The organism is uncultured Desulfobulbus sp. (genome assembly GCF_963662935.2).
GTDB lineage: Bacteria > Desulfobacterota > Desulfobulbia > Desulfobulbales > Desulfobulbaceae > Desulfobulbus.
Window position 1 is genome coordinate 2,527,054 of the sequence record NZ_CAXXTL010000002.1, and the last position, 23,004, is coordinate 2,550,057.

Sequence of the window (23,004 nt, forward strand, 5' to 3'; positions counted from 1 at the left end):
ACGGGGTGGGGGCTGACGAGTTTACAAGGCGATAATTGCCTCCACCTCAATGGCCGCACCGAGGGGCAGGGCGGCCACCTGGAAAGCACTACGGGCTGGGTAAGGCTCGGTGAAATATTGGGCGTACACCGCGTTGACCCGCCCAAAATGGGTGATGTCGGTCAGGAAAACGGTCACCTTGACCGCTCTGTCCAGACGGGTTCCCGCTGCCTCGGCAATGGCGCCAAGGTTGCGGAAGACCAGGTGGGCATGGTCCTCGATACTGCCTGCGGGGATGGCGCCGGTTTGCGGGTCAATCGGAATGGCTCCCGAGGTGAACAGCAGGGAATCGGTGGCGATCGCCTGGGAATAGGGACCGATCGCTGCAGGGGCCTTGTTGGTTTGTACGGGGATCCGTTTCATGGGAGGTGCTCCTTATGGCAGGTGCCGATGATCGCCTTGGCCGAGATAAGGCCGGTGGCCGCAGCGGAAACGATGTTGCCGGCCACGCCGGGACCGTCGCCGGCCACATAAAGCCCTTGGACAGAGGTTTCCAGGTTGTGGTCTGTTTCCACCTGGGTGGCGAAGAATTTGATTTCCGGGGCATAGAGCAGGGTTTCGTCGTTGGCGACGCCGGGGATGATCTGGTTGAGTTGCTCCAGGCCGTCGACCAGGTTGGTGAGGATGCGCTCCGGTAGAGCCATGGCGATATCGCCACAGATCACATTTTTCAGGGTAGGCTCGATGGTGCTGTTGCGGATGCGGTTCCAAGTGGATCGCCGGCCGCGTTTAAGATCGCCGTAGCGTTGCAGGATCGGCTTGCCTCCACCGATCAGGCTTGCCAGTTTACCGATGGACTCACCGTAGGCTTGGTTGTCTTCCACCGGATCGGTCAGCACCACCTTGGAAAGAAAGGCGAAATTGGAATTCTCCGATTTTTGGTCCATCAGGGCGTGGCCATTAACGCAGACAAAATCCTGGTAATTTTCTAGGGCGACATAGCCGCCGAAATTGGTGCAGAAGGTGCGGGTCTGGTCGTCGTATTTGGAGGTGCGGATAAAAAAGGTCGGGTCGTAAATAATCGAACAGAGGTCCTGGAGGATTTCATTGTGCACCTCGACCCGCACCCCAACCTCAATGCCACGCTGCGAGACCCGGATGGAGTTGCGGCCTGCTATTCCGGCCACCCACTCGGCCCCGACCCGCCCCGGCGCCAGGATGACGTGGGCGGCCCGGTAGGTGCCTCGCTCGGTTACCACACCGGTCACCCGGCCCTTTCGGACGAGGATGTCCTTGACCGATTCGGAGTGGTGAAAGGTCACCCCCTTTGCCTCGATGGAGCGGGCCATGGCCTCGATGTGCCGCGGCAGATTGTCGCTGCCCAGGTGTTTTTGTCTGATGAGCAGGAGGTCGATGCCGTTTTTCCGCGCTTCTTTACGGATGGACCGGGCTGCCTCCATGTCGGTGGGAAAGATTTGACCGTCCATGCCGAAACGGTTGAAAATGGCCTCGGTTTCGTCGATCAGAGAACAGGCCTCAGCTGTGCCGAGGAACTGGGTCAGGTCGGTCTTGCCCAGTTTGTGGATGAAATTGAGTTTGCCGTCGGAAAAAAGCCCGGCACCGCCAATGCCACAGAGGATGTTGCAGGGCTGGCAATGGCTGCAACCTCGCTCGCCGATTGGGCAGGCGCGTTTCAAGGGGGCCTTGCCTTTTTCGATCAATAGCACCCGGAGCGAGGAATGCTCGCTGAGGTAGTAGGCGGCAAACAGTCCCGCCGGTCCGCCGCCGACGATAATGACATCATAGGTCGGCCCATTTTTGGCTGTGGTCATACATCTCCAATTGGTTGCCGGGGAGGAGGCAGGACGGCCTGTTGGTTTCTCTGGCTCCACAGTGGTTGCGAAGGAGGGTCGGTCAATTTTTTCGCTGATTCTTTTGTAATTCTGCCATATTTCTAAAGGGTTGACCACTCTATTTTTTCAGAAGTCAGCGTAAAGGGCGGCGGCCAGGGGGGGAGGGAATTGTCCCCCGGTAACAGACGTTTCCGGGTTCTTTTCAGCAGATGTGGAAAAAACTCTCTATTTTCCATCAACGCTTGCCCTTTTTTAGTGTATTCTTTGGCAAGATTTCTTGAAAAGGTGATTTTGGCTATGTGCCGTTTGCCCTGTTTCCCCCCAGTTTCCTTTCCTCCCGGAGAAGAGCGCGATGAAAAAATATCATTTTACCGAACTCGGGCTGGTCAACACCAAGGCCATGTTTCAGCAGGCCATGGTGGAGCGATTTGCGGTTCCCGCGTACAACTTTAATAATATGGAGCAATTGCAGGCTATCGTTGTCGGCTGCGCCAAGTCAGCCTCGCCGGTGATTCTCCAGGTCTCGGGCAGTGCCCGCAGCTATATCGGCAATGCCTTTCTGCCCCACATGGCCGCCGCCGCCGTGGAACTGGCCAAAGAGACCGGGCTGGCTGTTCCCCTAGCCCTTCATCTCGATCACGGCTCCAGCTTCGAATTGGCCAAGGACTGCATCGATTCCGGCTTTTCCTCGGTGATGATTGACGCCTCCCATCACTCTTTTGCCGACAACGTTGCCCTTACCAAGCAGGTGGTGGAGTACGCCCATGCCCACGAGGTGACGGTGGAAGCTGAACTCGGCGTGTTGGCTGGGATCGAGGACGAGGTCAGTGCCGAGCATTCCTCTTATACCCGGCCCGAGGAGGTCGAACGATTCCTTGAACAGACTGGGGTTGATAGTCTGGCTATTTCGATTGGTACCTCGCATGGGGCCTTCAAGTTTAAGCTTCAACCCGGTGAGGAGCCGCCGCCTCTGCGCTTCGACATCCTAGAGGAAATCGAGAAGCGGGTGCCCGGGTTTCCCATCGTCCTGCACGGCGCTTCCTCCGTCACCCGTACCCACGTCGAGATGATCAACCAATACGGCGGCAAGATGGACAACACCGCCGGTATACCCGAGGAGCAGTTGCGCCGAGCCGCAGCTTCAGCGGTCTGCAAGGTGAATATTGACAGCGACGGCCGCCTGGCGATGACCGCCATTATCCGCAAAATTTTCGCCGAGAAGCCGGGCGAATTCGATCCCCGGAAATATCTCGGACCGGCGCGCGATGAACTGATCGCCATGGTTATACACAAGAACGGTGAGGTCTTAGGCAGTGCCGGCAGGATTAAATAATCCGGGCCGTCCCTTGTGCATCCCATGGGTCAAGGGGCGGATTCAGCAGCAAAAAACGGGAAAAAGGTTGAACTGAGCACCGAGCTGTGGTCCACTGCAACAAAAGGCTGGATGCGCGGCATGGTTCGACGGAGTTGAAAGGATCGGAATGTAATGAAAGACGACGGCAATTTGGTGTGGATCGATCTGGAGATGACCGGGTTGAATCCCCATGTCGACAAGATTCTGGAAGTGGCGACGGTGATTACCGATTCCCATCTGGAAATCCTCGCCGAGGGGCCGGTCATTGCCATTCACCAGCCGGAAGAGGTCCTCAAAGCTATGGATCCCTGGAACTGTAAGCATCACCGGGAGTCGGGCCTGGTTGATCGCGTCCGCCAGAGCCCCCACTCCTGCCGCCAGGCCGAGTTGGAAACCCTGGATTTTCTCAAGCTATGGGTTGATCACCGGGTTTCACCCATGTGTGGCAATTCGGTCTGGCATGATCGCCGTTTTCTCGCCCGCTTCATGCCGGAGTTGGAAAATTATTTTCATTACCGCAACATCGACGTCAGCACCCTCAAGGAACTGGCCCTGCGTTGGGCCCCGAATCTGCCCAAGTTCACCAAGGAATGCCACCACCTGGCCCATGAGGACATTCGCGAGTCCATTGCTGAACTCAAACATTACGGCGACTGCTTTATCAGGAAATGAAGAAAATGGTTAGAATGTTTGGTCTGTAGGGAGGCAGTTTTTTTTCGTTACTCCTTTCCGTCCCTACAGACGATCTCCTGCCGCCTCAACCGCTGCCTTCTCAGTCCCCGACCTTCACACCCCAAATTTCTTTCGCATACTCCTTGATCGTTCGATCACTGGAGAATTTGCCCATCCGGGCCACGTTGAGGATCGAGCGTTTGGTCCAGGTGGTCCGGTCAGCATAGACTTCGCCCACCAATTGTTGGCACTGGAGGTAGGATTCGAGATCAAGCAGCAGCAGGTACGGATCGTTTTCGCTGAGCAGGTCATTGACCAGCGGCTGGAACAGCTCGGTATCGCCGTTGCTGAAGGCGCCGCCGCCAATGGCATCGATAATTGCATGTACCTCCGGATTGTTTTCATAAACCTGCCAGGGTTTGCGCGACTTGCATTTCTTTTCGTACTCGGCCTCCTCGGCGGTCATGCCGAAAATAAAAATATTTTCCGCTCCCACCTCTTCCTGAATCTCGATATTGGCACCATCCAGCGTACCGATGGTCAGGGCGCCGTTGAGGGCGAATTTCATGTTGCCGGTCCCTGAGGCCTCGGTGCCGGCAGTGGAGATCTGCTCGGAGAGATCGGCGGCCGGGATGATCCGTTCCGCCAGCGAGACGCAGTAATTAGGGATGAATGCCACCTTGAGCCGATCTCCGATTCGGGGATCGTTGTTAACCACCGAACCCACCGAATTGATCAGCTTAATGATCAGTTTGGCCTTGTGGTATGAGGGCGCAGCCTTGCCGGCAAAAATGATGGTGCGCGGTGTCATCGCCTCGTCGGATCGGGTCAGCAGGCGTTGGTAGAAGTGGATAACATGGAGCACGTTGAGCAATTGCCGTTTGTATTCATGGATCCTTTTCACATGGATATCGAACAGGGAGGTCGGGTCGACAGTGATACCGCAATCTCTGGCAATGATTTTAGCCAGCCGTTTTTTGTTGACCAGCTTGACCGCCTGCCAACGTTGATGAAAGGCCGGATCGTCACTGTAGGGTTCCAGATCGCGGAGTTTGTCAAGATCGACCGCCCAGTCGTAGCCGATTTTTTCGCCGATCAGTTGGGCCAGGTCCTGATTGCACTTCAATAACCAGCGTCGGGGAGTGATGCCGTTGGTCTTGGAATTGATCTTGTTGGGATACATCTCATCGAAATCTCGGAAAAGGTAGTTCTTCAGCAGTTCGCTGTGCAGGGCGGCGACACCGTTGACCGAATGGCTGCCGACAATGGCGAGATTGGCCATGCGGACCCGCCGGACCGGCCCCTCATCGATCAGCGACATCTCTTGGAGTTTGCGCTGGTTGCCGGGGTAGCGGATGGCAACTTCTTCCAGAAAACGCCGGTTGATCTCGTAAATGATCTCCAAGTGGCGCGGCAACACCCGGCCCAGCATGTTCACTGGCCAGGTTTCCAGGGCCTCGGGCATCAAGGTGTGGTTGGTGTAGGCAAACGTTCGGACGCAGATGTCCCAAGCCTGTTCCCAGCTCAATCCCTCGACATCAAGCAGAATACGCATCAGTTCGGGAATGGCGATGGACGGATGGGTGTCGTTGAGTTGCACCGCCACCTGGTTGGGGAAATCGTCGAACGTCTCGTTTTCCTTGCGATAGCGGCGGAGGATATCCTGGAAGGTGGCGCAAACGAAAAAATACTGCTGTTTGAGGCGCAGTTCCTGGCCCTCGCTGATGTCGTCGCTGGGGTAGAGCACCTTGGAAATGGTTTCGGATTTCACCTTGCTTTCCACGGCAAAGATATAGTCGCCGGCATTGAAGGAACGCAGGTCCAGTTCCCGCGAGGCCTTGGCGCACCACAGACGCATGTTGATGACGTGGTCGTTGTTGAATCCCGGCACTAGCATGTCACAGGCCATGGCCATGACGATCTCGGTGTTGGTCCAGCGGGCGCGGTAACGGCCATGCTTGTCGGTAGTGGCGGTAACGTGGCCGTAAAACTGCACTGGGTACATGAAGGAGGTGCGCTCGTACATCCACGGCGAGCCGAGCCGCAACCAACTGTCCGGGGTCTCGACCTGATAGCCGTCGACGATCTTTTGGTTGAACAGGCCGAAATCGTAGCGGATGCCGTAGCCGTAGGCCGGAATCTTCATGGTGGCGATAGAATCCATGAAACAGGAGGCCAGGCGGCCGAGGCCGCCGTTCCCCAAAGCGGCATCTTCCTCACACTCCCGCAAGGATTCCAGGTCATAACCCAACTGCTCCAAGGCCTGGGTGATCTCGTCCATCAGTCCCATGTTGATGAGGGCGTTGCCGAGCGAGCGACCGACGAGAAATTCCAACGAGAGGTAGTAGACCCGTTTCATCTTGCCGGCATAAAAGGTCTTTTGGGTCTTGATCCATTTTTCCATTAACACGTCGCGCAGGGCATAGGACACAGCCCGGTAGACGTCTTGATCGCCGGCCCGATCCGGGTCACGGCCTTGAAAACTCATCAGATGGTGCTGGATACACTTCTTGAAGTCCTCAACCCCGGTTCCTTGAAAAATGGAGGAGTAGGCGTGGTTATTTGCCGGGGTGACTGCGTGCTGGTCCATGGAAACCTCCACTGGCTAGTGATCAAACGACGGGGAAAGGCGGAATAATATTCGTATTGTAGCGGATAAATTTCCGCTCGGCAAATGGGGTTTGTTCAATCGGCTCTGTTTGTCGAGCAATCAGAATAAAGCGGGATGGGAGTAAAGATAAACTTCGCATTTTGGAAACGGGAGGGAAACAATCAATTACTATAGAAGGTTTTGATAGTGCACAAATGATATGGCGGCAGCCGGTCGGCCGAAGTTATCTACGCCGAAACCGTAAAGAGGATCAGTCGAGACAGCCGTTCCTCCATGCTTGGTCAATTCGGCCTTGAAACTGGCCGGACCACGCTAAATCGTGGATGCCAATAGACGGGAATGGACAGGAGGGGTCGAAAAGGCAAAAAAAACCCCGGAAAATCAAGTGATATTCCGGGGTTAAATGACTTCAGGGGTATGTCTCTATACTACAAAATGGTGCCGAAGAGAAGACTCGAACTTCCACGAGCGTACGCCCACTAGACCCTGAACCTAGCGCGTCTACCAATTCCGCCACTTCGGCACTGCGTCGGCAAATATGCTCGCCTCATGGGCTTTTGTCAAGCAATTCTTTGGCGGCAAAGGAGAATGTTTTCAAGGGAGGGTGGCGTGCCGGCGGCAATAATGAACGGTGCGCGATCGGGAATTTTTACCGGCTTTTTGCTCAAATGCAGGATCGGCTCTGGCGCTCAGAGAAAAAGTGCTGACAATATAGACCTCGTCGACAAATGAACAGGAACGTCCGGTTTCTGCCTTTGGCGAAGGGCATGAACTGTTTGCTTGTTTTTCCAATTTGGGGTACATATCCCCTTCTCCATGGTCGCGAGGATAGCCTTGCCAACCGGGGATTTACTTTTTGTTTTGCAATGAGTCCGCCGAAGACCGGCGGCGGCTTCCATGGAAATATATACCAATCTCAGCGAGATACAAAATCCCTTCCCCCAGGCGCACGTCACCATCGGCAATTTCGATGGTGTGCATCTCGGGCATCAGATGCTGTTTGATCAGGTGGTGGCCCGAGCTCGCCAGAGCAAGGGGACCAGTGTTGCCGTCACTTTTGATCCGCATCCGCTCAAGGTGTTGAGTCCGCAGGGGATCCGGCTCATTTCAACCACCCCTCAGAAGATCGAATTGATCGAACGTGCCGGGATTGATGCTCTAGTGATTATTCCCTTTAGTCGCGAGGTGGCGGTGACCACGGCGGTTGAGTTTGTCGATGAGGTACTGTTGCGGTGCGTGGGCATGCGGGATCTCGTGGTCGGCTACGATTACGCCATGGGCAAGGGGCGGCAGGGCGACACTGCTTTTCTGCAGCATCAGGGGGAGGAAAAAGGGTTTTCCGTGATGGTGATGCCTGCCCATTATGAACAGGGCATGCTCGTCTCGAGTACCCGGATCAGGGAACTGGTGGCCGAGGGCAAGATGCGAGACGTTCGTCGGCTGCTCGGCAGGTATTATCAGATACGTGGCGATGTGCAATGGGGGCGGCAACGCGGCGGCAAGCTGCTCGGCTTTCCCACCGCCAATCTCTACCTCTCCGAAGAAGACTTGTGTCCGAAGCGCGGCGTGTATGTTACCCAGGTTATCTATGACGGCAGGCAATATGGCGGGGTGTCCAACATCGGCTATAATCCGACCTTCGGCGATACGAGCCTGGTGGCTGAGACCCATATTTTTGATTTCAAGGACGATATTTACGGTCGGCCGTTGAAAATTAATCTGCTGATGCATCTGCGCGGCGAAATCACTTTCAGTGGGCCCGAGGCGTTAGCCCGGCAGATTTGTAAGGACATCGAAGTGGCGCAGAAAGTCCTGGTCAAGGAGCAGCAGAGACGACTGATCGCCTACCACGGCAACAAAGGCGCAGAAAATGCGGTCAGGGTGCGGCCTTCCTGAGTGGATCGGCCACTTGCATCTGCGGCGTTCATGGCTATACTGTACGAAATTTTCCTGTTCAACCCTCGGCTATTGCCGGTAAACGTTCGTTACCATTTAGAGTCACTCTAGCATCAGAGAAGGTTTTTTTATGACGGAAGCACAAAAACCAGCCGACCTTTCGGCTGTTATCAGCGAGCTTGAAAAGGTGGTAGAGGAAAAACCGAACAACGTCATGGCCCGGCACCACCTCGGTCTGGTCTATCGCCAGGTGGGACGTGTCGACGATGCCATCACTCAGCTCGAAAAGGCTATAAAACTCGACAATCAGTCCATGGAAAGCATGATCAATCTCGGCGCCATCTTTTTTGATCGCGGCGATACTGATCGTGCTTTAGAGCTGAACCAGCAGGCACTGGCCATCAGTCCCGACATGGCCGAGGCTCATGTCAATATCGGCCTGATTCGTCAGCATCGCAACGAGGTCGATCAGGCGATCGAATGTTATTCCAAGGCGGTGCAGATTGATCCCAAACTGATCACCGCCTGGATTAATCTGACTTCGGCCTACACCATGCTTGAGGAGGATGAAAAAGCAGTGGATGCCGCCCGTCAAGCCGTCACCCTGGAACCCGATTCGCCAATGGCCCGCAACAACCTGGCGGTGGCCCTTTATTTTAAGGGCGATTTCACCGAGTCCCAGCGAAATATGGAAAAGGCCCAGGAGCTAGGATACAGCGTTGATCCTCGTTTTGTCCAAGCCCTGCAGGCAAAATTGGCATAAGAATCATGGGCAGTAAGGCGGAATCAGCCCTCAAACCTTGGTGCCCGTTTTGCGGCATGGATGTCGGCAAGCCAACCGAGGGCATCCAACGCAAGATGCGGGAGTTTCCCATGGGCATCTGCGAGTGCGGGGCGGTGTATGTCAGCGATACCACGGGCCATAACATCGGCGCGGCCATGGTCGAATGTTTGGTCATCGCCTGCAACAATCAGTGGGACCTCGCCTGGGAACTGATTCCCGAGGATGATTATCTGACCGGGACGCTTGAGAATTACGACGAGGTTACCCATCAGGTCGTTCCCAAACGGAATCTTGACGGCCGGGCCGTGCGCGGAGTGCTTTATTTTGTTCGGCTGCACAAGGAGATGGCGGAGCTGGTCAAGCGCTTTGAGCACAAACTCAGTGCAGAGCAACCTGTACTGGTCAATGATGAGAGTGGACACAGCGAGCCCGCAGTTGCGGTTGAGCCGGACCGCGATCCTAAACGGACGAAAAAGCGAGCGGACAAACAGGTGGTCAAGCAGTTGGCCAAATCTCGCGATATCAGCGCCTTGGTTGATCTCTATCTCGACGACCGTAAAGTTCTGCCGTTTCTCCAGCGTTTGCTGTATGAGCCCGATCCAGGGGCCCGCTACAGTATTGCCTGGGTGATTGGCCAGGTCTGCGGACGGGTGGCCATCCGTGAGCCTGGTCCCGTGGCCGATCTGCTCCACCGGCTGTTCGAGGCCTGTTCCGACTCGGCTGCCAGCTCCTGGGGCATGGTCGAGACCATCGGCGCCATCATTGCCGCCCGGCCCGATATCTATGGTGCTTTCACCCGGCATCTCTTCAACTTCATGGGCGATCCCGCAACCCGTGAGGCCGTACTTTGGGGCTTGGGCGAGATCGCTGCTACCCGGCCCGATCTGATTCGAAAAACCCCTTTTTATTCCCTGTTTCCTGTGCTCAATCACAGCGACCCGGTTCTGCGAGGCCTGACCCTGCGGCTACTGGGGAGAATACAGGCAAAAGAGGCGGCATTTCAGATTCTTGGCCTGCAGCATGATATCGCCCCGCTCACTCTTTACGAGCAGGGCGTTCCCCTGGCAACCACAGTGGCCGAGCTTTCCGCCCAGGCCACCCGCACTCTTTATAAGGAAGAAGGCAATGGCAAGTGAGTTTATTCAACCTCTGGACAGTCTCGGTCCGGTCGCCACGCAGAATGGCAGCGACCAAGACCAGGACAATCCGGCAAAAAAGGATTATCTCGAAGGACGCAAGCTCCACAGTGACGGCGAGTATACCCAGGCGGCCATCGCTTTTCATAATGCCCTCAGGGGCTTTGAAGAGCAGGGAGATCAGGCGGGCGTAGCCAATGCTTCCGACCGGCTGGGCGATGCCTGCCTTGCTCGCGACGAATATGCCATGGCCATCGCCAATTTCCAGCGCGCCTGCGCCATCTGCGAGAAAGAGGATGACAGCTTTTCCGTGCTGGCCTTGAACAAAAAAATGGCGGTCGCCTATCGCAAGCTGGGTGACCAGGAGAAGGCCCTGGAGTTGCTCTATGATACGCTTGAGCATTTTCGGCTGACCAACAACCCCAAGGGGGCGGTTGAGGCGCTGATCTTCATTGCCGAAACCTATACTGAACAGGGTGAACGATTGAAAGCGGCGGACGCCTACCGTTCGGTGGCCAGCATTCACTCCCGATTTAAACACACCCGCCTGGCTGAGGAGTTCAACCAACGGGCCGCTTCCCTGGAGCAGCACGAGTAAATGTTTACCGGGATCATTCAGGGACTGGGTACGCTTTTTGAAAAGCGTCCGGCCGGCGGCGGAATGATCTTTGGCCTGGAGGCCGACTTTGCACTGACCGATCCGGAAGAGGGGGAGTCCATCGCGGTGAACGGCGCCTGCCTGACCGCGCGTCACATTAAAGGCAGCCGTTTTTATGTGGATGTCTCGCCGGAGAGTCTGACGCGAACCATTCTTGGTCGTTTACAAACCGGTCAACGGGTCAACCTCGAGCGGGCATTGCGACTCAGCGACCGCCTGGGCGGACATCTGGTCAGTGGCCACGTTGACACCCAAGGGCTGGTTGAGCAACGACGGAACGCCGGTGATTTCACTCTGTTTACCTTCTCGTTGGACCCTGGTCTGACAAAGTATGTTATTGAAAAGGGATCGATCACAATCAACGGCGTCAGTCTGACGGTCAATTCCTGCGAACGCGATCGATTTTTCGTTTCCATCATTCCCCATACCCTGGCGAGCACCACTTTAGGTGCGCTTAGGGAGGGCGACCCGGTGAACATCGAGGTGGATATGATCGGCAAGTACGTCGAAAAATTACTGACCGAGAAGTCGGCTGGTGGCGGGATGCAGGGCCGGATCAACCCGGCTTTTCTCGCCGAGCATGGTTTTTTGTAAAAGTCCGGGGTATGCATCGCAAACCGGAAGGCTATTGTAGGTATTCGTTGAGAATGGGAAACGTGGCGTGCGCACGGTCTTTCCTGGAAAGAGGGTGATATGGCAGTCAGTTCGATAGCGGAAGTTGTAGAGGACATCAAGGCTGGGAAGATGATTATCCTGGTTGATGATGAAGACCGGGAAAATGAGGGCGACCTCTGCATGGCAGCCGAACTGGTGACCCCGGAGGCCATCAATTTCATGGCCACCCATGGGCGCGGCCTGATCTGTCTGGCCATGAGCCCCGACATCATCGATCAGTTGGGGCTGCCGATGATGGTGTCGAACAATCAGTCGCCATACGGCACTGGTTTCACGATCAGTATTGAGGCTCGCACCGGCGTTAGTACCGGCATTTCAGCGGGGGACCGGGCTCGAACCATCGAAGCGGCCGTCGACCCCAATGCCACACCCCGCGACATTATTAGCCCTGGGCACATTTTTCCCCTGCGTGCTCGCGGCGGCGGCGTCTTGGTCCGCACCGGTCAGACCGAAGGATCGGTCGACCTGGCCCGGATCGCCGGACTACGCACCGCCGGCATCATCTGTGAAATTATGAAAGATGACGGCACGATGGCGAGAATGCCCGATCTGGAGATCTTTGCCGAGCAACATGGACTGAAGATCGCTACCATCGCCGATCTGGTCGCCTACCGGCTGCGCAAGGACGTGCTGGTACGCCGTGCCGCAGAGGCCCGTCTGCCCACCTTCCACGCGGGCGAATTCCGCCTGATTGCTTACCAGAACGATGTTGACGGGCAGGAGCACGTGGCCTTGGTCAAGGGCGAAATCAGTCCGGAAGAACCGGTCATGGTGCGCGTCCACTCCGAATGTCTGACCGGCGACGTCTTTGGGTCCGCCCGCTGCGACTGCGGCTCGCAGCTGCATGCGGCCATGCGTATGGTCGAGCAGGAGGGCAAGGGCGTGGTCTTGTATATGCGCCAGGAGGGACGTGGTATCGGCTTGGTCAACAAACTTAAAGCCTATAAACTCCAGGATAACGACGGGTTGGACACGGTCGAGGCCAACATCCGCCTCGGATTCAAAGCTGACCTGCGCGATTACGGCATCGGCGCGCAAATCCTTCGGGACTTGGGAGTGCGAAAAATGCGCCTTTTGACCAATAATCCCAAAAAGATTATAGGGCTGGAGGGCTACGGACTCGAGGTGACGGATCGTCTGCCTATCGAGATTCCCGGCGACGAGGAAAACAAGGACTATCTACGAACAAAACGCGATAAAATGGGACACATCCTTGAGCTGTACGGCGATCTGCCGATGGGATGTGCGTCACCAGGGACCCGTGATATTTAACTACAGGAACTACAATGGCACATTATCTGGAAGGAAATTTACAGGGCACTGGACGGAAAATCGGCATAGTCGTGGCTCGGTTTAATTCGTTTATCTCCGAAAAACTGCTGGAAGGAGCTCTCGACAGTTTGTTGCGCTCTGGTGTGAACACCGATGATATCGTGGTGGCGCGGGTGCCCGGTGCCTTTGAAATTCCACTGGTGGCTCAGAAAATGGCCAAGTCGGGCAGGCATGATGCGGTCATTTGCCTCGGAGCGGTTATTCGCGGCGCAACACCCCATTTTGATTATGTGGCCGGCGAAGTCTCCAAAGGTACGGCCCAGGTGATGCTTGACGCCGGCATTCCTGTGCTTTTTGGGGTTTTGACCACTGAGACCATTGAACAGGCCATCGAGCGGGCAGGGGCCAAGGCTGGCAACAAAGGTTCGGACGTTGCCATTGCTGCCCTGGAAATGATCAATCTCCTTGATGCGATCAACTGATGCAGGCGCCGGCTTTTTCTGGGCTTCTTTGTCAATTGAACTGCTCTAACTGAATCGCATGGGATTACGACGCAAATCGAGGGAGTTGGCCCTACAGTTTCTCTTTAGCCACGATTTTCAGGAGCGTGCAAGCACTCCTGAAACCGTGGTGCAGGATTTGGAACTTTTCTGTCACAGCTTTGAAGTGGGGCAAAAAGCAATGCCCTATGCCCGCCTTCTGGTCGAGGGGATCTGTCTGCGTTTGGACGAGATTGACATTCTCCTGGCCGAGCACTCCCATAACTGGCGGGTGGAACGTATGTCCTCTGTGGATCGCAACATTCTTCGGATAGCCATATTCGAGATGCTCCTCGCCGATGAAATTCCCGCGCAGGTGGTCATTAATGAGGCCCTGGAGATCGCCAAGCACTATTCCATCCATGATTCGGTGCCGTTTATCAATGGCATTCTTGACGCAGTTCAAACCGCTGTTCCCAAATGAGCTCTGCTCTGTTCCACAGGTGCTGTCTCGTTTTTTTTCCGCTTGGTCCTGTTATCCTGCTGGCTTCCAATGCAAGAAGGAACAGGCTGGCCGCCTGATCCTCGCCGCGTACTCTGTGCAGGTAGTTTGCCTATATTTCAGAAAGTTTAGTGGACTTTTCTCATGGGTTGCATGATTTGGTCGGCGAAAAACCTTCCGGCCTTCCTCCGCCCCTGTGGATGGATTATCCGCACTGTTGTAGGTAGTTGAGGAACGTTCTCGGGCGAGAACGAAAGCGGAAGTTATTTATTAGGGCGTTATGAGCATATCCGAAACACAGCCAGAGGGGAGGGGGCGGCAAGATGTGGTGGCGCTTCTGCTGCTGTTTCTCACTCTTTTTTTTCTTATTGCCCTTGGGAGCTACCTCCAACCACTCTTTGGGTCCGAACCGGCACGGCAGCAGCCAACTGCAAACTGGTGCGGGGCGCTTGGCTTTTATGCAGCCCATTACCTTTTTTCGTTTCTCGGGCTTATTGCGTTTTTTCCGATTGCCCTTCTAGGATATGCCCTGGGCTCGACCCTGCTTTCCCGCACCACTGCTCACCGGTTACCCGCCATCGTGGCCGGGTTTTCCGGGATCATGCTCGGTTCATCGGGTTTATTCGGGGCCATTGAACAACTGCTCGTACCAGCTTCCTTTATTGCACCTGGAGGATACCTCGGCAACCTGATTTGGGGTTTGCTCAGTAGTGTGATCGGTACTGTCGGTTCTGTTCTTGTTCTCCTCCTCCTCCTGCTTTTCTCCCTGATGGCCTCGGTGCGCTTTTCCCCTTTTGCTTTTATTGCATACATAGAGAGAGTTAAACGGCACGAGGCCAAATTCAACGAATTGCAGGATCTCGCAGAACCAAAGGTGAGTAAGTCGGCTTTTTCCCCCAAGCGGAGAAAGCAAAATATAGAATCCAAGCGCCTTCAGGACGAGCCTTTACCTGTTCCTGCACTGCATGAACCCCAGAGAAAAACTACGCCCGCAGAAAAAGACCGAAATACCATATCGAAGTACGCTCAACGGGGCGAGTATCAGTTGCCGCCGCTCTCCTTGCTTGATCAGAACGATGAGGGTGACATAGAGTTGAGCCGCGAGCACTACTACGAGGTCAGTGCTACCCTAACGGCTAAGCTTCAGGATTTCGGCGTGCAGGGCACTGTGGCTGGGATTTCTCCTGGGCCAGTGGTTACGACCTACGAGTTTTCGCCGGCGCCGGGAGTGAAAATCAATCGCATCGTAACCCTCGCTGATGATTTGGCCATGGTGCTGAAGGTCGACCGCGTTCGGATCGTCGGTTCCATTCCCGGAAAGGCGGCCATCGGCATCGAGATTCCTAATCCGCTACGCAAGACTGTTTTTCTGCATGAAATTTTGACCACCGCCGAATACCAGGATGCTGCTGCCATGCTTACGCTGGCCCTTGGTTTCGATGTCGTCGGCCACCCGGTAGTTGCCAACTTGGCCCGCATGCCGCATCTGCTCATTGCCGGGGCCACTGGTGCGGGTAAATCGGTGGCGATTAACGCCTTTATCGCCTCCATACTCTTCAAGGCCACTCCCGAGGAGGTGCGGTTGTTGATGATCGATCCGAAGCGGATAGAACTTTCCGTGTACGACGACATTCCCCATCTGCTCCATCCCGTGGTGGTTGAAGCGAAGATGGCTTCCCGAGCCTTGCTCTGGGCGGTGCGCGAAATGGAACGCCGTTACCGGTTGCTCGAGGAGCGACGGGTGAAATCTATTGCTTCTTATAATCAGGTAGCCGAGGAAAAACTGCCCTATATCGTTATCATTGTTGATGAACTGGCCGATCTGATGATGGTTGCTTCCAAGGATGTGGAAACCTCGATTGCCCGTCTCGCGCAGATGGCAAGGGCCGCAGGCATGCATATTATTTTGGCGACGCAACGGCCGTCGGTTGATGTCCTCACTGGCTTGATCAAAGCCAATTTTCCCACCCGCATCTCATTTAAGGTCTCTTCGAAAGTCGATTCAAGGACTATTCTCGATGGATCCGGGGCGGAACATCTGCTCGGCATGGGTGATATGCTGTTTTTGCCACCGGGCGCCGCTAAATTGCAGCGTATTCATGGTGCTTTTATCTCCGAACAGGAAACCGAAAGACTGGTTACTTATTTGAAAGGTCAAGGAACCGCCGAGTACGACGAGTCAGTTTTGCAAGGGATCGAGGAAGAAGCGGAGAGTGCGGACGAGACCTGCGAGGAGCATGATGAAAAGTATGACGAGGCCGTGGCCGTGGTCACGGAAACAGGACAGGCCTCGATTTCTATGGTGCAACGCCGGTTGCGGGTCGGATACAATCGTGCCGCACGAATGATCGAAATCATGGAGAAGGAAGGCATCGTCGGCCCGGCTGACGGCTCGCGGCCGCGCGAGGTCCTGGTCCGGTCATCGTATTCCGGGAACGATTGAAGGCTGCCTTGAGTTGACCGAACTGGAATTGTCGACCGGAAGTTATCCTTTCCACGAGACGGGAAATATTCTGTGTCTCGGTATGGTTAACAGTATGTATCCATAATTCTGATACTTTCGTTAAGTTTTGCTGTTCAATGTTGTTTTGACGATTTTTCTTGACATCGGGAAGGCAACAAATTAAAAGTGTGACACGGTCAGAAATGAGTGGCTGTTCATTTTTTGTATAATGACAAATTGTCTGAAAAGACGTATGAAATGAGCAGGTTGCACCCGTGGCCGCGGTGGAAAACGGTTGGCTGCTTGATGTGAGTATTTGTTTTTCTTGAAGCAAGAAGCTAGAGGTTATTGGTTGCCCAGATCGGGCGCCATAAAGGAAAATTCAAGTGAGGAGGTAGTTTAATGCCAAGTTACGTAGATCCTTCAAAATGTGATGGTTGCAAGGGTGGAGATAAAACCGCCTGCATGTACATCTGTCCCAACGATCTGATGGTTCTCAATGTTGAGGCTATGAAGGCGTACAATCAGGAACCGGATGCATGCTGGGAGTGTTACTCCTGTGTTAAGATTTGCCCGCAGGGTGCAATCTTTGTTCGTGGTTATGATGACTTTGTACCGCTGGGAGGCCAGGTGCATCCAATGCGTTCCTCTGACTCCATCATGTGGACTGTAAAATTCCGGAATGGCAATATTAAACGCTTTAAGTTCCCGATTCGGACCACCGCTGAGGGCGCTGCCAATGAGTATCCTGGTCAGAAAGGTGCAAGCCTGGATGACGAGTGTTTGCTGCTCGAGAGCAATCTGCCATCCCCCACCAAGCTGGCCTGAGCATCAACGGGAAGCAAGGGTTAACTGAAAATTCTATTCTGAAAATAATACTGAGGAGATAGAAATATGGCATTACCAAATAAGCCGAAAGGCGAGCTTAACGCCGTTGTCGATCCAGAAATCGTTGAGCATAGCTGTGACGTGCTGATCGTGGGCGGTGGTATGGCTGCTTGCGGCACAGCTTTCGAGATTACCAAATGGGCTCCTGCCGACATGAAAATCATTCTTGTCGACAAGGCTTCTCTCGAGCGCTCAGGCGCTGTTGCTCAAGGCCTTTCCGCTATTAATACCTATATCGGCGAGAACCCCATTGAAAACTATGTCAAGATGGTTCGTAATGACCTGATGGGCGTTGTTCGCGAAGATCTTATCTATGATCTCGGTCGTCATGTTGATGAGTCTGTTAAGCTGTTTGAAGAATGGGGTCTGCCCATTTGGAAGAAAGCTGATGACGGCGGCAACCTCGATGGCGCCAAGCCTGCCAAAACCCTCCGTGAAGGTGGCGCTCCGGTTCGTACCGGTAAATGGCAGATCATGATCAACGGTGAATCGTACAAGTGTATTGTTGCTGAGCCGGCCAAGAAGGCATTGGGCGAAGCCAATATTCATGAGCGTGTTTTCATCGTCAAGATGTTGCTTGACAAGAACAAAGAGAACACTATCGCCGGTGCGGTTGGCTTCTCTACCCGTGAAAATAAAGTCCATGTCTATACCTGCAAGTCCGCTATGGTTGCTTGCGGTGGCGCGGTAAACATTTTCCGTCCCCGGTCCACCGGTGAGGGTAAAGGTCGCGCTTGGTATCCGGTATGGAATGCTGGTTCCACCTACACCATGTGCGCCCAAGTTGGTGCTACCCTGACCATGATGGAAAACCGATTCACACCGGCTCGTTTCAAAGATGGTTATGGTCCGGTCGGTGCGTGGTTCCTGCTGTTCAAGGCCAAAGTACAGAATGGTCTTGGCGAGTTCTATGCCAATAGCCCGGATGTTAAAGCAGAGCTTGAGAAGTTCATGCCTTATGGTGCATCTGCGGTTACTCCGACCTGTCTGCGTAACCACCTGATGATCAATGAGCTGAAGGCTGGACGTGGTCCGATCTACATGGCCACCGACGTAGCCCTTAACGCCTTCTTGGATGACATGCGCGCCGCCGGCAAAGATGAGAAAGAGGTTAAAAAATTCTGGAAACATCTGGAGTCAGAAGCATGGGAAGACTTCTTGGATATGTCCGTTGGTCAAGCCGGTCTCTGGGCGGGCACCAACACTGAACCCGAGAAAGTCGGATCTGAGATCATGCCGACCGAACCCTACATGCTAGGTTCCCATTCCGGTTGTTGCGGTATTTGGGTTTCCGGTCCTGAAGAGAGCTGGGTCCCTGCAATCGACGGTCCTCGTTCGCATCAGTACAAATGGGGCTACAACCGCATGACAACCGTTAACGGCCTGTTCACCGCAGGTGACGGCGTTGGCGCATCCGGACATAAGTTCTCCTCCGGCTCACATGCTGAAGGTCGTATCTGCGCTAAACAAATGGTTAAGTACTGTCGTGATAACGCAGCGTTCAAACCTGAGCTCGCTCAGACCGCCAAGGAATTGGCCGCTGAAATCTATGCACCGGTACGTCTGTATCATGAGTTTAAAGATGCTTCCACCGCATCTGACGTTAACCCGAACTATGTTAAGCCTGCCGGGCTGATGATGCGTCTGATGAAGGCCACCGACGAATACGGCGGTGGTGTTGCTACCTACTATATGACCTCCGGCAAACTGCTGAACATCTGTCTTGATCTGCTTGCAGTAATGCGTGAAGATGCTGCCAAGATGGCTGCCGGCGACCTGCATGAGTTGATGCGCGCTTGGGAAAACTATCACCGCATCTGGTGTGTAGAGACCCACATCCGCCACATCGAGTTTCGTAAAGAATCCCGTTATCCCGGATTCTATTACCGGTCAGATTATCCGACCTGTGATGACGAGAACTGGAAGGTCTTTGTTAACTCCACTTTTAATCCGAAAACCCAAGAGTGGAAGTGTGAAAAAGTCAACTGTGTGAACATCATCGAGACCACTCCTTGGATCTGATCTCGAAGAGACATTGATTGTCTGAAGAAAAATCTCCAGGCTCCCTCGCGGAGCCTGGAGATTTTTTATATACGGGTCTGATTTTGTTTGAGTTGAGACGAAAGATGAAGTAGTTATTCACATTTCGTATCAATTGAACCAGAAATCACCTTTCATCAATACCAGCAGTTATGGAGGTTTGGCATGAGTGACACTGCAGGCAATGGTGCGGTACTGGTTGTGGGCGGCGGTATAAGTGGTTTGACCGCTGCACTCGAAGCTGCTGAAGTCGGCAATGATGTTTTTCTCGTTGAGAAAAACTCTTATTTTGGTGGCCGGGTTGCCCAGCTCAATCAGTATTTCCCCAAACTTTGTCCCCCCACATGTGGACTTGAAATCAATTTCAAGCGCATCAAAGACAATCGTAAGATCAGAACCTATTCCTTGACAACCGTTAAATCGGTTACTGGTGGGCCTGGTAATTTCGAGGTTCAGCTCGAAACAGCACCGCGTTACATCAATTCTAACTGTACCGCCTGTGGTGACTGTGGCCAAGTTTGCACCGACGAAATCGAAGATGACTTTAACTTCGGTATGAACAAAATCAAGGCTGCGTACCTCCCTCACGAGATGGCCTTCCCGCGGCGATATGTCCTGGCAAAGGATGCCTGCTCAAGTACCTGCCTCGATGCAATTAAAGCTGCCTGCAAGTACAATGCTGTTGACTTGGATATGCAGCCCCAAACTTTTACTCTCAAGGTTAGCTCCATTATCTGGTCGACCGGGTGGAATCCCTACGCTGCCAACAAAATCAGTAACTTGAATTACAATTCCTCCAACGCTATTATCACTAACATGATGATGGAACGGATGGCGGCCGATAACGGGCCGACAAAAGGAAAAATTCTTCGTCCCGGAGATAACAAAGAACCCGCCTCCTTCGCCTTTGTGCAATGTGCCGGGTCTCGTGATGAAAATCATTTGCAGCACTGTTCTTATATCTGCTGCATGGCAACTTTTAAACACATTTCCTATATTCGGGAACAGTATCCCGACGCCAAGATTTATGTCTTTTACATCGATCTGCGAACGCCTGGGAAATACGAACATTTTCGTGAAAAATTTATGGCTGACCCCAATACCACCTTCATTAAGGGTAAGGTGGCAGATATTGTCGCCGAACGTGATGGCGGTGTCAGCGTGACTGCTGAGAATGCCGTCACCGGAACCAAGGTCCACCAGAAAGTGGATCTCTGCATTCTGGCAACCGGGATGGAACCCGCACTTGGTGAGCAGGGCAAGGCGTTGGGCGTTATCATGGATGGAAACGGTTTTGTGGTTTCCGATGCGGCAAAAGGTATGCTTTCAGCAGGTTGTGCAAAATCAGCCGTTGATGTTTATACCAGTGGACAATCCTCCACTGCCGCTGCCCTTAAAGCCATTCAGATCGGACGGTAGGAGGAGAGTCAATGAAAAAAGTATATGGTGCATATCTCTGTACTGGTTGTGGCATTGGCAAAGTCCTCGATGTAGATGGCCTGAAAGACGCCGCATCCGATGCTGGCATTGCAATGAATGACCATGCCTGCTTGTGCGGAGCAGACGGTCGGGCCTTCATCGAAAAGGATATTGCCGAGAAAGGGGTCAATACGGTTGTTGTTTGTGCGTGCTCACCCCGAGTCATGCAGAAGGAATTTGATTTTGGCGAGCAGACCATTACTGTTCGTGGCAATTTACGTGAGCATGTTGCTTGGACAGCCGGTGACCCTAAGGAAGACGGTAGTGTCGATGATTTTCTGCAGGAAATGGGAACCGACTATGTCCGCATGGCAGTCACCAGAGCCCAAAAAACCGAATTGCCGGTTCCTTACAAACTCGAGACCACTTGTAAGAAAATTTTGGTCATGGGTGGGGGCATTGCCGGTTTGACCGCAGCTAATGAAGCGGCAAAAACCGGGTATGAAGTAACCCTCGTTGAAAAGGAAGCACAGCTCGGCGGTAAGGCACTGGGATGGCGGAAGATGTTTCCAACTGCTTACCCGTACACGGATCTGGAAAACCCGACAATTCAAGACATGATTGCCGAGGTGCAGGCCAACAGTAAAATTTCCGTGAAAACCAGCTGCGAGGTCGCTCGAATTGGTGGGTCTCCCGGGCAGTTCAACGTCACCCTAAAGGCTGCAGGCTCTACCATATCATGGGACGCGCCGGCCAAGGTTACAGCTGACCAGCAAGATCTCATTAACAAAGGTGAATTGGAAGATCCCAATAAGGGGTTGGAGAAATATACCAACTTGAATCCCGAGGGCGAGATTTTTGGCGCCGTTGTTCTGGCCACCGGCTGGAAACCCGCTGATGTTTCCCAATATGAACATCTCGGTTACGGTAAATTGACCAACGTGGTTACCAACGCTGAGTTTGAGAAGTTAGCCAAAAATGGTAAGGTACCGGCGCGAGTAGCTTTTGTCCAGAGCCCTGGCGGTAAGGATAACGACAAGGATTTTCCGTACTGCAACTCGGTTACCTCTATGGTGGCTCTCAAGCAGGCCAACTATGTCGTTGAGGATAACCCTGTCGACGGTCAGGCTTATATCCTCTATCAGCACATGCGGACCCCTGGCAACGCCGAATTCTTTTACAAAGGGATGCAGGCCAAAGATGGCGTCTTCATGACCAAAGCGGCGGTCACCAAAGTGGCTGCGGCAGGAAGCGGTTTGGTTGTCGACGTTGAGGATAATTTGCTTGGTGAGAATCTCCAGTTAGAAGTGGATATGGTCGTATTGGCAGCTGGTATGGTTCCGACCACCGCTACCGAGAATGTCATCAATCTGGCTTATCGCCAAGGCCCAGCTTTCCTTGATCTTGACCTGTTTGACGGCTATGCCGATTCACATTTTATCTGTTTCCCATATGAAACGAGAAGAACAGGTATCTATAACTGTGGTGGCGTCCGGAAGGCCGAGACCATGGAAGAAACCATCGACGATGCCACCGGCGCCGCATTGAAAGCCATTCAGTGTATTGAATCGGCTAACCGCGGGGTAGCCGTTCACCCGCGATCAGGTGACCAGACCTATCCTGATTTCTTTTTCTCCCGCTGCACCCAGTGTAAGCGTTGCACAGAAGAATGCCCCTTTGGTGCCTTGGATGACGACGAAAAGGGTACACCGTTGCCGAACCCGACCCGGTGCCGCCGCTGTGGTACCTGCATGGGTGCGTGCCCTGAGCGCATCATCAATTTTGCCGACTACAATATCGACATGATTGGTTCGATGGTCAAAGCCATCGAAGTACCTGATGATGACGAAGAAAAATTGCGAGTTATCGTTTTTGTCTGTGAAAACGATGCATATCCAGCGATAGATATGTCTGGAATGCACCGCAACAAGATCAATAGGCTGGTCCGTTTTATCCCTGTCCGTTGCCTTGGTTCAATGAATATGGTGTGGATCAAGGATGCCATGTCGGCAGGCATGGACGGCGCTTTGCTACTTGGATGCAAGTACGGTGATGATTACCAATGTCACTTTGTCAAGGGATCTGAGATAGCTTCTCGGCGTATGGAGAATATCGGTGAAACCCTTGGTTCGCTGGGACTGGAACCTGAACGTTGTGGGGTACGTGAAATTGCTATTTCCGACTATGACAAAATCCCTGCCATTATCGATGAATTTGTCGAGGAAGTTGTAGCCATGGGGCCCAATCCATTTAAGGGTTTCTAATAATAAGTGACTGTTATCTCGCCGCCGCCATCTTCTTCTATCGTCGATGGCGGTGATTTTCCTATGCTACTGATTTACG

At 53.7% G+C, this 23,004-nt stretch carries 19 protein-coding genes and 1 tRNA gene; 15 read left to right on the plus strand and 5 right to left on the minus strand.

All coding sequences use genetic code 11. The annotated features are described in order from the left end of the window. Positions 1-21: 21 nt before the first annotated feature. The gene (locus ACHZCX_RS15430; RefSeq protein ID WP_319588095.1) at positions 22-402 is read right to left on the minus strand and encodes a RidA family protein; all 381 of its coding nucleotides are present in this window, start codon (positions 400-402) and stop codon (positions 22-24) included. After that, entirely contained in the window at positions 399-1,811 is a 1,413-nt protein-coding gene (locus tag ACHZCX_RS15435) for an FAD-dependent oxidoreductase (RefSeq protein ID WP_319588096.1), read from the minus strand. The genes ACHZCX_RS15430 and ACHZCX_RS15435 overlap by 4 nt, the downstream gene beginning before the upstream one ends. Positions 1,812-2,184: 373 nt before the next feature. Between ACHZCX_RS15435 and ACHZCX_RS15440 the strand changes: the two genes are divergently transcribed. Both ACHZCX_RS15440 and orn read left to right on the plus strand, forming a co-directional pair. Continuing rightward, the gene (locus ACHZCX_RS15440) at positions 2,185-3,165 is read left to right on the plus strand and encodes a class II fructose-bisphosphate aldolase (protein ID WP_319588097.1); all 981 of its coding nucleotides are present in this window, start codon (positions 2,185-2,187) and stop codon (positions 3,163-3,165) included. 153 nt (positions 3,166-3,318) lie between these two features. Further along, a complete protein-coding gene (gene orn, locus ACHZCX_RS15445; protein WP_319588098.1) occupies positions 3,319-3,858 on the plus strand; it encodes an oligoribonuclease in 540 nt (179 codons plus the stop codon). A 100-nt stretch (positions 3,859-3,958) separates the two neighbouring features. Here orn and ACHZCX_RS15450 read toward each other — a convergent pair whose 3' ends face one another. The 3 genes from ACHZCX_RS15450 to ACHZCX_RS15460 all read right to left on the minus strand — a co-directional run bounded on the left by ACHZCX_RS15450 (position 3,959) and on the right by ACHZCX_RS15460 (position 7,273). Then, the gene (locus ACHZCX_RS15450) at positions 3,959-6,448 is read right to left on the minus strand and encodes a glycogen/starch/alpha-glucan phosphorylase (RefSeq protein ID WP_319588099.1); all 2,490 of its coding nucleotides are present in this window, start codon (positions 6,446-6,448) and stop codon (positions 3,959-3,961) included. Between the two features lie 457 nt (positions 6,449-6,905). Further along, positions 6,906-6,992, minus strand: a tRNA-Leu gene (locus tag ACHZCX_RS15455). Positions 6,993-7,063: 71 nt separating this feature from the next. After that, positions 7,064-7,273: a hypothetical protein gene (locus ACHZCX_RS15460; RefSeq protein ID WP_319588100.1), complete on the minus strand. Its 210-nt coding sequence runs from the start codon at positions 7,271-7,273 to the stop codon at positions 7,064-7,066. A 93-nt stretch (positions 7,274-7,366) separates the two neighbouring features. On the opposite strand from ACHZCX_RS15460, the gene ACHZCX_RS15465 reads away from it, so the two are divergent. The 13 genes from ACHZCX_RS15465 (at position 7,367) to ACHZCX_RS15525 (ending at position 22,925) form a co-directional block, all read left to right on the plus strand. Beyond that, a complete protein-coding gene (locus tag ACHZCX_RS15465; protein WP_319588101.1) occupies positions 7,367-8,365 on the plus strand; it encodes a bifunctional riboflavin kinase/FAD synthetase in 999 nt (332 codons plus the stop codon). A gap of 130 nt (positions 8,366-8,495) precedes the next feature. Next, positions 8,496-9,128, plus strand: coding sequence for a tetratricopeptide repeat protein (locus tag ACHZCX_RS15470; RefSeq protein ID WP_319588102.1), 633 nt, complete (start codon positions 8,496-8,498; stop codon positions 9,126-9,128). 5 nt (positions 9,129-9,133) lie between these two features. After that, on the plus strand, positions 9,134-10,285 hold the full coding sequence (locus ACHZCX_RS15475; protein WP_319588103.1) for a DVU0298 family protein: 1,152 nt from the start codon (positions 9,134-9,136) through the stop codon (positions 10,283-10,285). Continuing rightward, complete coding sequence (locus tag ACHZCX_RS15480; RefSeq protein WP_319588104.1) at positions 10,275-10,883, plus strand: tetratricopeptide repeat protein; 609 nt, start codon at positions 10,275-10,277, stop codon at positions 10,881-10,883. The genes ACHZCX_RS15475 and ACHZCX_RS15480 overlap by 11 nt, the downstream gene beginning before the upstream one ends. Further along, positions 10,884-11,537, plus strand: coding sequence for a riboflavin synthase (locus tag ACHZCX_RS15485; protein WP_319588105.1), 654 nt, complete (start codon positions 10,884-10,886; stop codon positions 11,535-11,537). Between the two features lie 99 nt (positions 11,538-11,636). Further along, a complete protein-coding gene (locus ACHZCX_RS15490) occupies positions 11,637-12,890 on the plus strand; it encodes a bifunctional 3,4-dihydroxy-2-butanone-4-phosphate synthase/GTP cyclohydrolase II (RefSeq protein ID WP_319588106.1) in 1,254 nt (417 codons plus the stop codon). Positions 12,891-12,904: 14 nt separating this feature from the next. Continuing rightward, positions 12,905-13,372 (plus strand): 6,7-dimethyl-8-ribityllumazine synthase, encoded by a 468-nt coding sequence (ribE, locus tag ACHZCX_RS15495; protein ID WP_319588107.1) that lies wholly within the window; start codon positions 12,905-12,907, stop codon positions 13,370-13,372. Positions 13,373-13,430: 58 nt separating this feature from the next. After that, the gene (nusB, locus tag ACHZCX_RS15500; protein ID WP_319588108.1) at positions 13,431-13,853 is read left to right on the plus strand and encodes a transcription antitermination factor NusB; all 423 of its coding nucleotides are present in this window, start codon (positions 13,431-13,433) and stop codon (positions 13,851-13,853) included. 298 nt (positions 13,854-14,151) lie between these two features. Continuing rightward, entirely contained in the window at positions 14,152-16,314 is a 2,163-nt protein-coding gene (locus ACHZCX_RS15505; protein WP_319588109.1) for a DNA translocase FtsK 4TM domain-containing protein, read from the plus strand. Positions 16,315-16,716: 402 nt separating this feature from the next. Then, positions 16,717-17,142, plus strand: a complete 426-nt coding sequence (gene aprB, locus ACHZCX_RS15510; protein WP_319588110.1) for an adenylyl-sulfate reductase subunit beta — start codon at positions 16,717-16,719, stop codon at positions 17,140-17,142. Positions 17,143-17,208: 66 nt separating this feature from the next. Then, entirely contained in the window at positions 17,209-19,224 is a 2,016-nt protein-coding gene (gene aprA, locus ACHZCX_RS15515) for an adenylyl-sulfate reductase subunit alpha (RefSeq protein ID WP_319588111.1), read from the plus strand. Between the two features lie 183 nt (positions 19,225-19,407). Continuing rightward, complete coding sequence (locus ACHZCX_RS15520) at positions 19,408-20,661, plus strand: FAD-dependent oxidoreductase (protein ID WP_319588112.1); 1,254 nt, start codon at positions 19,408-19,410, stop codon at positions 20,659-20,661. An 11-nt stretch (positions 20,662-20,672) separates the two neighbouring features. Next, positions 20,673-22,925, plus strand: a complete 2,253-nt coding sequence (locus ACHZCX_RS15525; protein WP_319588113.1) for an FAD-dependent oxidoreductase — start codon at positions 20,673-20,675, stop codon at positions 22,923-22,925. The last annotated feature ends 79 nt before the right edge of the window (positions 22,926-23,004 follow it).

Excerpts from the sequence above, each read along its gene's own strand:
- ACHZCX_RS15435 (WP_319588096.1), bottom strand. The coding sequence starts at position 1,811 with ATGACCACAGCCAAAAATGGGCCGACCTATGATGTCATTATCGTCGGC.
- ACHZCX_RS15450 (WP_319588099.1), bottom strand. The coding sequence starts at position 6,448 with ATGGACCAGCACGCAGTCACCCCGGCAAATAACCACGCCTACTCCTCC.
- ACHZCX_RS15490 (WP_319588106.1), top strand. The coding sequence starts at position 11,637 with ATGGCAGTCAGTTCGATAGCGGAAGTTGTAGAGGACATCAAGGCTGGG.
- ACHZCX_RS15460 (WP_319588100.1), bottom strand. The coding sequence starts at position 7,273 with ATGTACCCCAAATTGGAAAAACAAGCAAACAGTTCATGCCCTTCGCCA.
- ACHZCX_RS15525 (WP_319588113.1), top strand. The coding sequence starts at position 20,673 with ATGAAAAAAGTATATGGTGCATATCTCTGTACTGGTTGTGGCATTGGC.
- ACHZCX_RS15475 (WP_319588103.1), top strand. The coding sequence starts at position 9,134 with ATGGGCAGTAAGGCGGAATCAGCCCTCAAACCTTGGTGCCCGTTTTGC.
- aprA (WP_319588111.1), top strand. The coding sequence starts at position 17,209 with ATGGCATTACCAAATAAGCCGAAAGGCGAGCTTAACGCCGTTGTCGAT.
- ACHZCX_RS15505 (WP_319588109.1), top strand. The coding sequence starts at position 14,152 with ATGAGCATATCCGAAACACAGCCAGAGGGGAGGGGGCGGCAAGATGTG.
- ACHZCX_RS15520 (WP_319588112.1), top strand. The coding sequence starts at position 19,408 with ATGAGTGACACTGCAGGCAATGGTGCGGTACTGGTTGTGGGCGGCGGT.
- orn (WP_319588098.1), top strand. The coding sequence starts at position 3,319 with ATGAAAGACGACGGCAATTTGGTGTGGATCGATCTGGAGATGACCGGG.
- ACHZCX_RS15430 (WP_319588095.1), bottom strand. The coding sequence starts at position 402 with ATGAAACGGATCCCCGTACAAACCAACAAGGCCCCTGCAGCGATCGGT.
- ACHZCX_RS15480 (WP_319588104.1), top strand. The coding sequence starts at position 10,275 with ATGGCAAGTGAGTTTATTCAACCTCTGGACAGTCTCGGTCCGGTCGCC.
- ribE (WP_319588107.1), top strand. The coding sequence starts at position 12,905 with ATGGCACATTATCTGGAAGGAAATTTACAGGGCACTGGACGGAAAATC.
- aprB (WP_319588110.1), top strand. The coding sequence starts at position 16,717 with ATGCCAAGTTACGTAGATCCTTCAAAATGTGATGGTTGCAAGGGTGGA.
- ACHZCX_RS15470 (WP_319588102.1), top strand. The coding sequence starts at position 8,496 with ATGACGGAAGCACAAAAACCAGCCGACCTTTCGGCTGTTATCAGCGAG.
- nusB (WP_319588108.1), top strand. The coding sequence starts at position 13,431 with ATGGGATTACGACGCAAATCGAGGGAGTTGGCCCTACAGTTTCTCTTT.
- ACHZCX_RS15485 (WP_319588105.1), top strand. The coding sequence starts at position 10,884 with ATGTTTACCGGGATCATTCAGGGACTGGGTACGCTTTTTGAAAAGCGT.
- ACHZCX_RS15440 (WP_319588097.1), top strand. The coding sequence starts at position 2,185 with ATGAAAAAATATCATTTTACCGAACTCGGGCTGGTCAACACCAAGGCC.
- ACHZCX_RS15465 (WP_319588101.1), top strand. The coding sequence starts at position 7,367 with ATGGAAATATATACCAATCTCAGCGAGATACAAAATCCCTTCCCCCAG.